Source organism: Pyrobaculum ferrireducens (genome assembly GCF_000234805.1).
Taxonomy (GTDB): Archaea; Thermoproteota; Thermoprotei; order Thermoproteales; family Thermoproteaceae; genus Pyrobaculum; species Pyrobaculum ferrireducens.
Window position 1 is genome coordinate 1,892,292 of record NC_016645.1, and the last position, 12,986, is coordinate 1,905,277.

Genomic DNA, 12,986 nt, shown 5'->3' on the forward strand with positions numbered 1-12,986 from the left:
AACCCTTGGGCTATAAATTCTTAACAAGATAGGCGCCTCTGCTCAATCCAATTTCTAAGCCTTGGCCCATATACACGCGGCACCAGCGACAAATCCCGCACGGTGCGGGCGCCTGTTAGAAACATGGCGGTTCTCAACTCGGCGATTACAGCCTCAATTTCGCCCCGCAACCGACCCTCAAGCGCCGCCTTTAATAGAGGTTGGGACATCGTGAAGAAGTGGGCGCCCATCGCTAAGGCCTTCGCGCCATCTAAGCCGCTTCTAATCCCGCCAGATGCAATTATGTATCCTGCGTATGCCGACCTCACTTCGCATATAGAAGCCGCCGTGGGTATCCCCCAGAGCCTAAACGTCTCTGCAAGTCTCCTCTGCAACGACGATTCTCCAGCTCTGGCGCCCTCTATCGCAACGAAAGACGTTCCGCCGAATCCCCCGATGTCTATAGCATCTGCGATTCCCGACAGCCGCGCCGCCACCTCCTTCGAAATGCCGGTGCCGGTCTCCTTTACGATAAGAGGCTTACCTGCGGCTTTCTTGACAATCTTCAACTTCTCCAGCACCCCCCTGAAATTCGGCTCACCCTCTGGTTGCACCACCTCTTGAGCCGCGTTTAGATGCACAGCAATTGCATACGCATCTATCATATCCACGGCCTCCACAACCCACGCCTCAAGCTCTTTTTCTGAAAGCTCGGCCAGTTGTGGAGCGCCGAGATTTGCCACCTTAGGCACCGACGGGGCGTTTTGCTTAACTACTTCAAACGTCCACCTAACCTCCCTCTTCACCAGCGCCACCCTCTGGGAGCCCACGTAGATAGGTATGCCGAACTCCTCCGCGGCTTTCGCCAACTCGGCGTTTATCTTCCCCGCAAGCTCCGTCCCCCCAGTCATCGCCCCTATTCCAAACGGAGCCTTTACTGAAGCGCCTAGAAAACGAGTGCTCAGCTCCACATCGGAGATGTCCATCTCTGGAAGGGCGTTATGTATCAAAACAACCTCCTCAAACCACGCAGAGCCGACTTGTGAAATTTCCGAAGAGGCTATGTAGATGTGGTCGTCCTTTCTCTTCTCTATGCCCATTACTGTTTCTGCTGCGCCCTAGCTCTCACACAGCCGCGGCCGGTGCACTTCGAACCAATAAAGCCGACTTTCTGACCCGGCGGCGCCGTCCTCGGCACAGGCGTACCGCCCTTCTGGTGCGAACCTCCGCCGTGCGGGTGCGCGTATGGAGACATCGCCTTGCCCCTGACGGTGGGGTACTTCCACGCCTTCGCTCTAGCCCTGTGGTACTTCTTCCCCGCTTTTAGAAACGGTCTCTCAATCCTGCCGCCACCTGCCACAATGCCCACGGTGGCCCTACCTCTGGAGTCCACCTCCACAGTCCTCCCGCTGGGCAACCGAATTATGGTCTTATTCTCCTCCGGCTTCTGCCCCACCACCACTGCGTAGGTGCCGCCCGACCTCGCGAACTTGCCCCCATCCCCCGCCCTCTTCTCAACATTGAATATCATGGTGCCCTCTGGAATTTCACCAAGGATCATTATGTTGCCGGTTTTTGGAGGCGCCCCCCTGCCTATTTCAATTACCTGCCCCACGTAGAGTCCCTCCGCCGCGTAGTTTAGAAACTCAACGCCGTTTTCAGTTTCTATCCTCGCCACGGGGGCGTTGAGCCCCGGCTCGTGCACTATATCAACTACATACCCCCTCCCGGACAAGGCCTCCAGAGGCGGATACCTCACTGGGCCATCTCTCTTCCAGCTCGGCGACCTGAACTGAGACCCTCCTCTTCCACGCCTCTGTACTAAAATCCTCTTACCCATCGCGCCTTGTGGTTTAGACACTTTATAAATATTAACCACACGGCTTTAGTGTGAAGAAATGCGCCTCACCTGATCCGTGATGAGCTACACGGCGCACTGAATATTTAAATATATAACTCACGTGAAGGCGCCATGGGTCGCGTCAGACCTCGATATATTAAATCGCTGGGTGAAAAACTCCTTGAAATGTACCCAGATAAATTTACCGATAAATTTGATGAAAATAAAAAGGCGGTAGCCGAGCTCGCCGAGATCCCAAGTAAGACGGTGAGAAACCGCGTCGCTGGTTACATAACTAGACTTGTCAAGAGACGCAAAGCGCAGGAAAAGGCTGAATCCTCTGCTTAAATATGACCCTGGCAAAGGGCGACTACATCCTCCTCGACTACGCAGTTGTTTCAAAAGACGACGGGAAGGTGGTGGAGACTAGCCAGGAGGCGGTAGCCAAGGAGGCTGGTATATACCGACCTGAGGAGGTATACGGGCCGCGGCTTATTATTCTCGGCGAGACGCCGCTGTGGGAGCCCGTGGAGAACGCCCTGCTTAGCCTAGACGAAGGTCAAGAATTCGAGGTGGAGGTACCCCCCGAGAAGGCCTACGGCGTAAGAGATCCTAACAAGGTCAAGGTTGTTTCTATTAGGGAATTTCACCGCCACGGCGTGATTCCCAGCGTGGGCGACGTCGTGGACTTCGAGGGGCAACGAGCGAGGGTGGTGTCTATCTCAGGTGGGCGGGTGGTGCTAGATTTCAACCACCCCCTGGCCGGGAAGACGTTTATAGTCAAGGGACGTGTAGTGAAGAAGTTAAACACCGTAGAGGAGCGGGCCGTGGCTTTGCTGAGGCTCTACCTGCCAAGGGTCTCCGAGGAGAAGATCAAGGTATCGCTAGATGGAGACGTCATGACAGTGATCCTCCCAGCCGAGGTTCTGCTATACGAGCGCATAGGCGGAATTCTGTTGCAGTACACCTCAGAGGTTTCTAGCAAGTTCCAGGAGGTGAAAAAGGTGAGATTTGTAGAAGAGGTGGAGCTTAAGTCCTAGCCAGAACACTTAAAAGGAGTTTCCAACACCCTTCCGATGACGACAACCGTCGGCATTGTGGTAAGAGATGGGGTGATCCTGGCGACAGACAAACGAGTAACTGCTGGATACTACATCGCCCACAAGAGGGGGGAGAAAATCTGGAAAATAGACGACCACGTGGCGGCTACGATGTCCGGCGGCGTTGCAGATCTGCAGTCCGTGTTGTCGTTTCTTACTCTACGCGCCCGCGAGTACAGGATGGAGCACAAAAAGCCTATCCCGATAAGCGCCTTGGTGAACTACATGTCGCTAATCCTATTCTATTCACGTCCCTACGTCTACATCGTACATTCAATTATTGGCGGTGTCGACGAGGGGGGAGCGGCTCTCTATATGATAGACTGGCTGGGGACCGTCACCAGGGAGAGGTACATAGCCACCGGTAGCGGCTCGCCGTACGCCAAAGGCGCCCTGGAGGTGGGGTATAGAGAAGATATGTCGCTGGAAGAGGCCATCGACCTCGCTATAAAATCTGTCAAGGCGGCGATTAGAAACGACCCGGGCTCCGGGGAGGGGATTGATGTAGTTGTAATAACTAAGAAGGAGGGCTTCAGGAGGGTGTTTACAACACAGCAAAAAATAGTACTACCAGAGATATAAACTAGATACTTTACGCCTCATATGCAGATTAGCGACGTCTGGATACGGAAGGTATTTACCGGCAGAGGGGACGTCACAGTAGAAGTCGAGCTGACAGTCGAGAATCCAGCTACCGGTGAGGTGTTGACAACCAGAGCCGCGGCGCCTGCGGGGGCCTCTAGAGGCCTCCACGAGGTTGCGTATTTCCCCGAGGGGGGCATCGACGCGGCTCTGGCCGCTTTCGAGAAGCTAGTAGCGCCTGAAATCGTCGGCCTGGACGTGACGGAGCCATACTCTGTGGACGGGAAGCTGGAGGAGATAGACGACACATACAGGTTTGAGAAAATCGGGGGGGCCGTGGCCATAGCCACATCATTTGCAACCGCAGAGGCGGGCGCCGCCTCGCTGGGCATCCCCCTATTTGCCTTTATAGGCGGAGCTTACGCAAGGCGGCTCCCGTTGCCTCTCGGCAACGTCATCGGCGGGGGCAAGCACAGCAGGGGGCTGGGCCCCGATATACAGGAGTTCCTCGTCGTGCCGCTTAGCCCCCCTGATATATACACGGCGGTGTACGCCAACGCCGAGGTACATAAACGCGTCCTCAAGCAGATACTCAAAGTAGATACCTCGTTTACCGGTGGGAAAAACGATGAGGGGGCTTGGACACCCCGTATATCGTCGACAACTGCCTTGAAAATTTTGAAAGAGGTGGCGAGGGATGTGGGTAGTGAGGTGGGCGTAGAAATCGGCCTCGGCGTTGACATGGCTGCCTCTAGTCTGTGGAGCGGCGAAAAATACATCTACAAAAACGAGGGCGTTGAGCGGAGTCCACATGAGCAACTACAATTTGTGTCTAGGCTAATTGAGGAGTTCGATCTCATATATGTGGAGGACCCCTTCCACGAGGAAGATTTCCAATCCTTCGCTGAGTTGACGGAGAAGTTTAGAGACCGCCTTATAGTGGGGGACGATCTCTTCGTGACAAACCCCGAGCGTATAAGAGAGGGCGGGAGGGCGAGGGCCGCCACTGGCGTGATTATAAAGCCGGATCAAATAGGCACGTTGCTCAGAGCGCACCAAGCGGTGCAGACAGCCAGGCATTTCGGCATGCGCATTATCGTGTCGCACAGGTCGGGCGACACCGAGTACAGGACTCTTTCACACATAGCCGTTGGGTTCGGCGCGGAGATCATCAAGACGGGGATAATGGGAGGGGAGAGAACCGCCAAGTTGAACGAGTTGATCAGAATCGGCGAGTACCTAGGCAAGTGGGGCGCGATCTCTCGACTCCATTTATGAATCTATTTTAACTCTCTTAAACAGAGCTCTGTGGTTGTTAAGATAAAGATGCGCATATGGATAGACAAAGACGGACAGGAGATAATGGGGCCCGGTATATACAACATTCTTAAAGCTCTGGAGGAGACAGGCTCCATAGCCTCAGCCGCTAGGAGGCTCGGCTACTCCTACAAGTTTATCTGGACCTACATCAAGAAGCTTGAGGAGGCCCTAGGCGTCCCCCTTGTGGAGTCGAGGCGGGGGGGCAAAGAGAGGGGCGTGTCGGAGCTCACAGAAGTGGGCAAGCTACTCCTGAGCTACTACGAAGCTATGAGCAAGGAGGCCGAGCAGGTAGTGGCGACTTGGGAAAGGCGGTTCTCGGAGCTATTGTCTAATCTTGAGCAATACGCTACTAAGCCCAGTAGAGACGAGGAGGAGATCCCATACTACGAGGAGGAGTAGAGCTTGAATTTGGGCTCTCTCTTTGCAAGCGCTTGGCGTACGGCGTAAACCAAGCCTTCGACGTCGCGCGTCTTTATATATGGCAACAGATCGACGGCTGGTTCAGCGTATATACACGTCTTTAACTTGCCGTCGCTTGTCAACCTCATAGTAGTGCACCCGCTACAGAAAGTGGGGTTATTGAAGTTCTTAATTAACTCTATGGTCACCCCGGCCACGACGTATAGAGGTCTATTATGGAGTTCTCTCCTCATTCCAACAGGCCTACCTCCCAGCTCGTTAATGATAGATACCACCGTCTCTACGGGCTCGTAGTAATTGTCGAAGATCTTGACACCTGATCCGTTTGGCATTAGTTCAATAAATTGGAGAGAGGCCCCAAGCGACGCGGCAAGTCTAATTAGACCCTTTACGCTTTCTCTATCTGTATTTACTCCGCGCATCACCACTGCATTTAGCTTAAGCAAAATACCCCTGTTTCTAGTCTCGACAAGACCTCTTAAAACCTCGCGAAAAGCACTGGGCGGCACGCCGGCGATTTTTGAGTATTTCTCAGGATCTGCGACATGCACCGACACATTGATTCTCCTCAGCCCCGCCGCCTGTAACTTATCAATCCACCTTCTCAACAAGTAGCCATTTGTAGTCAACGTAACCACCGCGCCGCTCTTAGCAATATTTGAAATTACTAGATCTATATCACTTCTCAGAAGAGGCTCGCCGCCGGTGATCTTGAAGTCGGAGACCCCCAGCGATTTAAACACCGACGTAACAAAACCATAGTCCTCAGCCGTTAAGCCTCTACCTTGGCGCCTCAACTGACCCTCAAAGTGGCAAAAGATACAGTTATAGTTACATTCGTCATTAACCACGTATCTAAGCTTCTGGAAAGGTCTGCCATATCTATCAAAAAGCACAGACCAGACACGATTGGTAGGTTAAATACATTAAGCAGTTTACGTCTACTACACGTATACTTATATCTCTTCTTCTTTCTAGCAGTGGTGGATAGCTGGCTAGCGGCAACTCCGGCTGTTGTGTCCTCACTTGCCAGCTGGTTTGTATACAGACACTACGCTGTGCTAGCTTGGATTATCCTGTCAGCCCTTTTGCTAATCCTCTCAGGTAACGGCGCTGTCTTACTCCTAAATACTACATTGATAACGTTGGTAATCTTTAGGGCTATCTACGATAGATATAGAATTGCAACAATGATTTTATTTACAATAGTTACTTTTATAAAAATACTAATTCTTATAGAATACTACTTGAATGAAATATTAATCTATATATATTACTTAGTTGATGAAGTATTTACAGGATACTCAATTGCATTAATGTACCTATACAACTTCAAGCCAAGCCAGCTCGGCAAATCCCTATGGTTGCTATTACCGGCGTCTGCCTTAGTCTCTACGTCCACGCTACCGCTTTCGGTCTTAGCTGGGAGCACGGCGGCTTTAGCCGACGTGTCGCCTATGTTAGTGATAGCTCTGGCGGCTTTCAACGTTTACTACCTCACATCTCTAGGCGAATTCCTAAGCATTTTGCCTGCGTTAATGCTTCTACTATCTTATGTACTCACTTATAAGAGGGTTCTCTACCTCTCCACACAGCCACCTCTGGGCTGGCTATATTCTTGGCTAGGCGGGCGGTATAAGGTGGTCCGCCTCCTAGGGATAGGCGGATTTAGCTATGTACTAATGGTGAGGCAGAAGGGGAGTGTCTACGCCGCGAAGATACTACGTTATCTTGACGACTACGGGGCGCCGTTGGCTGGAGACGAGAATATCTTACGCCATTTTGGACAGGAGATGAACCGATACCTCGAAATAAGGTCGAATTACGTAGTAAAGGCTTTTGAGGTATACCTACCAGCGGTGGGGTACAACGACATGCGCCAATATATGAAAAACCCGCCCTACATATTGCTAGAGTATATGGAGGGGGGGACGTTGAGAGATCTGCTGAGGGCTCGGAAGAGGCTACCGCCGGGCCAGGTGGCGGAGTTGTTTAAACAGCTGGCCCAGGGGCTGTACGAAATTCACAAACACAACATCGTCCACCTGGACATAAAGCCTGAGAATATAATGTTCACAAGAGACAGGAAGACGGCGAAAATAGGCGACATGGGAATAGCCAAGGTAGTAACTGGCGGCTATGTGCATAGTAGCTTCATGTCGCCTGCATACGCAGCGCCTGAGGTTAAGAAAGGCACCGCGTCGTTCGCCTCTGATATATACTCGCTGGGGTGCGTCCTCTACGAGGCGTTGACTGGCATAAACCCCAACGTGTTTGTTGAAAATGGCTACCAGATACCGCCCCCAAGTACTTATGCCGCTGACGTACCTGCATGGATGGACGATCTTATCCTGAGAATGCTGAGCATAGATCCGTCGAAGAGGCCGAGCGTCGCCGAGTTAGTTAATTTTATATCAGGCATTTTAGAGGGTCGACGATGACGTGGAGATGCCCCGTCTGCGGCACCGAGAACCGAGACGACGAGTTGATGTGTAGGGTGTGCGGCGCGTATAAGCCCGAGGCAACGACTAGAAAAATAAGTCAAGTGGTGAAAGAAGCGGTCTCCGCTGTGGTTGCCGTAGAGATCTTGGAGAGCCCCATCGAGACGCTTGTGGGTAGGAGGTTCGAGTTTAAGGCTGGTTCTCCAGGTGCTGTCGTTACTGTGGGGAGGGCTGTGGAGAACAACGTCGTGGTGCCCGACCCAGCGGTGTCGCGGAGGCATCTGAGGCTTATAGTAACTTCTAATGGGATAGTTGTAGAGGATCTGGGTAGTAGCAACGGCACGTACCTAATAGAGGGGGAAAAGGAGCGCCAGATTAAGGTTGAGAACGTCGGCGGAGGGGCTCTGGTTAGGATAGGGAACACAAAGCTCAAGGTTTCTCTTTCACGGTAAAAGCTTATTAACCCATAATTAGCGCGCTCTTGTATGTCGGAGGAAATGCAGTATGAGTATTTAGTCCCGCTTGAGAAGTATCTAAGCGCCGGCGTGAGGCTGGGCACGCGGCTGTCTAACAAGTACCTAGAAGATAGAGGCTTCATATTCGCGGTGAGGCCCGACGGGTTGAGAATATTTGACATTAAGAAAATAGACGAGCGGTTAAAAATAGCGGCCAAGTTAATTGCCAGGTATCTGCCAGACAGAATCTTAGCCCACACCACGAGGCCCTACGGCTTTAAGCCGGTGCAGATGTTTTGTAAATTTGTTGGTTGCAGAGCGCTTACTGGTAGATTCATACCGGGTACATTGACAAACCCAAACCTACCTCACTACCAAGAAGTTGACCTACTCTTCGTGGTTGATCCTAAGCTTGACGCGCAGGCGGTTAGCGAGGCCGCCAAGATGGGAATCCCGGTGATTGCCCTCGTAGACACCGACACCCCACACCAGTACATCGACTTTATGATACCGTGTAATAACAAGGGTAGGAAAAGCCTCGCCTTGATATTCTGGGTACTTGCTAGGCAGGTGCTGAGGGAGAGGGGCGAGTTGAAACCCGACCAAGACCTCCCGGTGCCGCCCGAGGAGTTCGAGACGCGGCTCGTACAGACGTAATGCGGGTCAGAAAGCCGGCGGTCGCCGGCTATTTCTACGAGTCGGAACGCGAGGAGTTGTTGCAACAAATAGACTGGGCAGTGAAGCACGAACTAGGGCCGAAGGCTCTCCAAATGCCTAAGCTCGGCGCCGAGGCCCTGGGGGGCGTGGCCCCCCACGCTGGCTATATGTACTCGGGGCCCGTGGCCGCTTGGCTATATTCCTACCTAGCCGGCTTCGGGAAGCCGGACGCCTTCGTCGTTGTGGGCCCCAATCACTACGGAATAGGCGCCCCCGTGGCGATTATGAAGTCAGGTGTCTGGGAGACCCCCCTGGGGCGGCTTGAAATAGACGAGGAGCTAGCCGGGCTTATCGCCTCGCATTACAAAGAGCTGGAGGACGACTTCTATGCCTTTGCCAAGGAGCACTCGTTAGAGGTGCAGATGCCCTTCATACAGTACTACTTCGGCGACGTTAAAATAGTCCCGATCACCATTTGGAGACAGACGCTTTCCACATCAAGAGAGCTGGGGGTTGCAATAGCCAGAGCGTTGAGAGAGTACGGCAGAAGGGTATATGTAATCGCCAGTAGCGATTTCAACCACTACGAGCCCCACGACGTGACTACGCGGAAAGACGAGATGGCTATTAGCAAGATTTTGAAACTCGACGAGGCGAGTCTATTCGAAGTCGCGTCTAAGTTCGACATCTCGATATGCGGCCTGGGGCCTATAGGCGTCCTTATCGTAGTAGCCAAGGAGCTCGGCTATCTAAACGCCACTTTGCTGAAACACGCCACTTCGGGAGACACCAGCGGCTATAGAGAGGAAACTGTTGGATACGCCAGCATTCTATTCTACCGCTAGGGGAGCCTTATCTTCACCATATGAGTCCCCCCTCTAATTCCATAAGTGGCTACGAAGGGAGCTGAGCCCCTCAGCGAGATAAGTCTCTCAAGCCCCTCCTCATAACTCTCGACAGGTACGTGTAGCGGCTCCAAGGCCCATACTATAGAGAGGGCGCGGGCAACTCTAACATTCGGCGTCCCCACGTAGACTGTGCCGAGAGGTCTAAACTTCGCTATTCTCTTCGCCAATGTGCCGCTCCTGCTGAAAACAAGTATATTGGCCCCAAGATCTCCGGCGAGCTCCACAAGGCCCTTGGCGAAACGATCCCTAGCGTCCTGTGGCTGGGCAAACTCTGTGATTTGGTACTCCACTGTCGATAGTATTTTTGAGAGCCAGCCGGCGGCTGCCAGGGGGTATCTGCCGCTTGCAGTCTCGTTGGTAAGCCAGAGGCTATCTACGCCCATAGACGCCGTGGTGAACACGTCGTTAACCTCAGCCCTCGTGGGAACCGGTGAATACTGCACAGAGTCTAGAAGTTGGGTAGCCACGGCAACCGGCTTGCCATGTCTAAGCGAGGTGTGTACTACCCTCCTCTGTATTGTGGGTAAGGCGTCGAGTCCATAATGCAGACCTAAATCCCCTCTAGCCACCACTACGTAATCGCTACACTCCGCGAGCTCCCCCAACTTTTCAACTGCCCCCCTAGTCTCTATCTTCACAACCAAGTGGCTGTCGAACTCAAGCTCCCTGAGGAGGGATTTTAGACGTTGCACATCTCCACAGCTCCTCACAAGGCTAGCAGAGACATAGTCGATCTCCTCTCTAACTACGGAGATTCCCTTCAATACCTCCACATCCTCCTCCGCGGGGGTGGGTATGTCGTAATCCTTCCCCTCAACCACCACGGCCTTCCCACTAGTCACAACCCCGCTTGACTCCGCCACAGAGATCACAACGTCCTGACCCGCCTCAACAACCCTAAGCCTTAGCTTGCCATCTAGCATCAAGATGGCGTCGCCAGGCTCGACTATCTGGAAAAATGTCTTGACCGCCACGGGGACGTAGGAGCCGTCCGACTTTGAGCTAAGTCTGAAAACTACCCTATCCCCCTCTTTTATGTTAATAGGCTCTGTGTTTCCCACCCTCACGCTTGGGCCTTTGAGATCCACAATGATAGCAAGCGGTCGGTTGCGGCTCCTCTCGTAGGTCCTCACTGCGTTTATCCTTGTCTTAACCTCGTCGAGAGTGGCGTGGGCGAGGTTAATCCTGACGCCGTCTACTAAGTCAAGGAGCTTCTCAAACTCGTCAGGCGGTAGCGAGTCGGTGGAGGGGCCTAACGTGGCGACTCTCTTGGTAAGAGTCACAACGCCCTGATCCTCTCCCCCACCTTCGGTATAACAGTGGTGATTTTGTACTTCAACTCTATAGATGTGGCCAAGCTGATTATCTTAGAAGGCTCCCCATGTATAAGCACAATCTTCTTAGGCTTAGGCTCCATATGCTCGACGTATTTCATAAGCTCCCTCCTATCGCTGTGCCCCGAGAACCCAGGTATAGAAGCCACCTCCATCCTCATGTCAATTTTAGACTCGCCCCCCACCAAGCTCCTAATAACAAACTCCCTCTCCCCGTTTAGAATCCTCCGGCCCAGGGTGCCCTCCGCTTGGTACGAGACGAAGATCAGCTTATTCCTCTCGTCGTAGGCTAGCTGGGCGAAGTAGTCCAGCACAGGCCCGCCGTTTAACATGCCGTGCGGCGCTATTATAACCGCAGGCTCCTCGCTCTGCGCGATCTTAGCCACTTGGTTTATCCTATCCTCGACGCGCTTAGCGCGGTCGACGATGACGACACTCCCCGAGGTTGTGAAGGGGTTCACGCCGCCGTATATCTCCTCGGCAACCTCGGGGTTGAGGTAGTGCGGATACATGAGGTATGCGTTCAGCGTCTCCACAATCATGCCGTCTACGTAGATGGGTACGCGGGGCACAAGCCCGCCCTCTATCATCTTGTTCAGGATGTATAGAATCTCCTGCCCCCTGCCGGTGCTGAAGGCGGGTATCAACACCTTGCCGCCCTTAGAGACTGTGTCGGAGACGTGTTTAGCTAAGGCATTTTCCGCCTCCAGCCGCGGGGGCTGCACGTCGTCCTTCCCCCCGTAGGTAGACTCCATTATGAGCATCTCCACTCGCTTAAACTTATTCACCGCCCGGTTCAACAGCCTAGTCTTCCCGTACTTGAAATCCCCCGTGTAGAGGATGTTATACCTGCCGTTGCCTATGTGTAGGTGGGCCATAGCCGAGCCTATTTCATGACCAGCGTCGTAGAAAGTCAGCTTAATGTCGGGAGCTATGTCAGTCACCTCTTCGTAGTCAAGCGTAATGGTGTGGTATATCACAGCCTCTATGTCTGCCATGGAGAAGCTGGGCTGGAGGCCCTCCCGCTCCTTGAGCTCCACGTAGTCGCTGAGAAGTATAAAGGCCTGGTACTTAGTTGGGTCGGTCATGTAGACAGGCCCCCTGTAGCCGTATTTGAACAACAGCGGGAGGCACCCCACGTGGTCCATATGGGCGTGGGTGAGAACAACAGCGTCGAGCTTGTCGATATCCACCAAGTCGAGAAGCGGGAAGTCCTCGTCGTACTGCCCCGGCTTGAGGCCGCAGTCGAGAAGGACGTTGCTCTCCGTAGTGCTCACCAGAATGGCGCTCCTCCCCACCTCCATCGCTGCGCCGAGAAAAGTCACTGTTATGGGCCCCTCCTTCACCACAGGCTCCTGGTGGATATACCTGGCGAGGTAGTCCATGAGCTCTGCCCTCTGCGCATACGCCTTGTGAAAAATCTGCCTCACACCCACGATTTCATGAGTGGGCAACTTCACCCTGTCCCTAGGCACCCCGCTCTCAATCACAGCCCTCCAGCCAGTCCTCAGAAAAATCTCACGCGCCGCGGCCTTGATATCCCTCTCACGCAGAGGACGCGCGAGGTAAATATAGACATCGCCGTTACTTTCAAAAACCACATCTTCAACGTCTTCGAGAATCTCTCTAATTACCTTAGCCGCGCTTTTCTCAGACATCCTGCTACTCGCATCGGCTCTGAGAACTACGCGCTTCTTCAACGTCTTCGCCACCTCGCCGATCATGTCTAGCACATTTTCAGCAGGCTTCTTGACATATATACAGAGGTTAGGTCCTTCAAAAGCTACCCTAACCACATCAACACCCGACAGAATAGCCTTTACCTTGTTTTCCAATTCCAAAAAAGACACAAGCGGCATCACTACCACATATATAAACATTACCCAGAGAGCTGAGCCGCAGATCGGGCGCCGAAGTACACGCGGCCCTGGGCTAGGCAGAATAGATATT

The 12,986-nt window shown here is 53.1% G+C and carries 14 protein-coding genes; 9 read left to right on the plus strand and 5 right to left on the minus strand.

All coding sequences use genetic code 11. From position 1 onward, the window contains the following. Nucleotides 1–20 precede the first annotated feature (20 nt). A complete protein-coding gene (gene fni, locus P186_RS10645; RefSeq protein WP_014289495.1) occupies nucleotides 21–1,079 on the minus strand; it encodes a type 2 isopentenyl-diphosphate Delta-isomerase in 1,059 nt (352 codons plus the stop codon). Beyond that, entirely contained in the window at nucleotides 1,079–1,819 is a 741-nt protein-coding gene (locus P186_RS10650; protein ID WP_148682986.1) for a 50S ribosomal protein L2, read from the minus strand. The genes fni and P186_RS10650 overlap by 1 nt, the downstream gene beginning before the upstream one ends. 132 nt (nucleotides 1,820–1,951) lie before the next feature. On the opposite strand from P186_RS10650, the gene P186_RS10655 reads away from it, so the two are divergent. From P186_RS10655 to P186_RS10675, 5 genes are read left to right on the plus strand one after another with little or no spacing between them, the layout of a single operon-like run. Continuing rightward, nucleotides 1,952–2,167, plus strand: a complete 216-nt coding sequence (locus tag P186_RS10655) for a 30S ribosomal protein S17e (protein WP_148682987.1) — start codon at nucleotides 1,952–1,954, stop codon at nucleotides 2,165–2,167. 2 nt (nucleotides 2,168–2,169) lie between these two features. Then, nucleotides 2,170–2,859: a peptidylprolyl isomerase gene (locus P186_RS10660; RefSeq protein ID WP_014289498.1), complete on the plus strand. Its 690-nt coding sequence runs from the start codon at nucleotides 2,170–2,172 to the stop codon at nucleotides 2,857–2,859. 36 nt (nucleotides 2,860–2,895) lie between these two features. Further along, entirely contained in the window at nucleotides 2,896–3,501 is a 606-nt protein-coding gene (locus tag P186_RS10665) for an Ntn hydrolase family protein (RefSeq protein WP_014289499.1), read from the plus strand. 21 nt (nucleotides 3,502–3,522) lie between these two features. Continuing rightward, nucleotides 3,523–4,779, plus strand: coding sequence for a phosphopyruvate hydratase (eno, locus tag P186_RS10670; RefSeq protein ID WP_014289500.1), 1,257 nt, complete (start codon nucleotides 3,523–3,525; stop codon nucleotides 4,777–4,779). 30 nt (nucleotides 4,780–4,809) lie between these two features. Next, a complete protein-coding gene (locus tag P186_RS10675) occupies nucleotides 4,810–5,220 on the plus strand; it encodes a winged helix-turn-helix domain-containing protein (RefSeq protein WP_014289501.1) in 411 nt (136 codons plus the stop codon). Here the strand turns inward: P186_RS10675 and moaA are convergent. Further along, nucleotides 5,205–6,137: a GTP 3',8-cyclase MoaA gene (moaA, locus tag P186_RS10680; protein ID WP_148682988.1), complete on the minus strand. Its 933-nt coding sequence runs from the start codon at nucleotides 6,135–6,137 to the stop codon at nucleotides 5,205–5,207. The genes P186_RS10675 and moaA overlap by 16 nt on opposite strands. 87 nt (nucleotides 6,138–6,224) lie before the next feature. Here moaA and P186_RS10685 point away from each other — a divergent pair, with 87 nt between their 5' ends. From P186_RS10685 to amrB, 4 genes are read left to right on the plus strand one after another with little or no spacing between them, the layout of a single operon-like run. After that, a complete protein-coding gene (locus P186_RS10685; protein ID WP_237179400.1) occupies nucleotides 6,225–7,682 on the plus strand; it encodes a serine/threonine-protein kinase in 1,458 nt (485 codons plus the stop codon). Next, entirely contained in the window at nucleotides 7,679–8,134 is a 456-nt protein-coding gene (locus tag P186_RS10690; protein WP_014289504.1) for an FHA domain-containing protein, read from the plus strand. The genes P186_RS10685 and P186_RS10690 overlap by 4 nt, the downstream gene beginning before the upstream one ends. 33 nt (nucleotides 8,135–8,167) lie before the next feature. Continuing rightward, nucleotides 8,168–8,794: a 30S ribosomal protein S2 gene (gene rpsB / locus P186_RS10695; RefSeq protein ID WP_014289505.1), complete on the plus strand. Its 627-nt coding sequence runs from the start codon at nucleotides 8,168–8,170 to the stop codon at nucleotides 8,792–8,794. Continuing rightward, nucleotides 8,794–9,639, plus strand: coding sequence for an AmmeMemoRadiSam system protein B (amrB, locus tag P186_RS10700; RefSeq protein WP_014289506.1), 846 nt, complete (start codon nucleotides 8,794–8,796; stop codon nucleotides 9,637–9,639). Before rpsB ends, amrB begins: the two co-directional genes overlap by 1 nt. Here amrB and pyk read toward each other — a convergent pair. Both pyk and P186_RS10710 read right to left on the minus strand, forming a co-directional pair. After that, on the minus strand, nucleotides 9,636–10,985 hold the full coding sequence (gene pyk, locus P186_RS10705; RefSeq protein WP_014289507.1) for a pyruvate kinase: 1,350 nt from the start codon (nucleotides 10,983–10,985) through the stop codon (nucleotides 9,636–9,638). The genes amrB and pyk overlap by 4 nt on opposite strands. Beyond that, a complete protein-coding gene (locus P186_RS10710) occupies nucleotides 10,982–12,886 on the minus strand; it encodes a beta-CASP ribonuclease aCPSF1 (RefSeq protein WP_148682989.1) in 1,905 nt (634 codons plus the stop codon). The genes pyk and P186_RS10710 overlap by 4 nt, the downstream gene beginning before the upstream one ends. Nucleotides 12,887–12,986 lie beyond the last annotated feature (100 nt).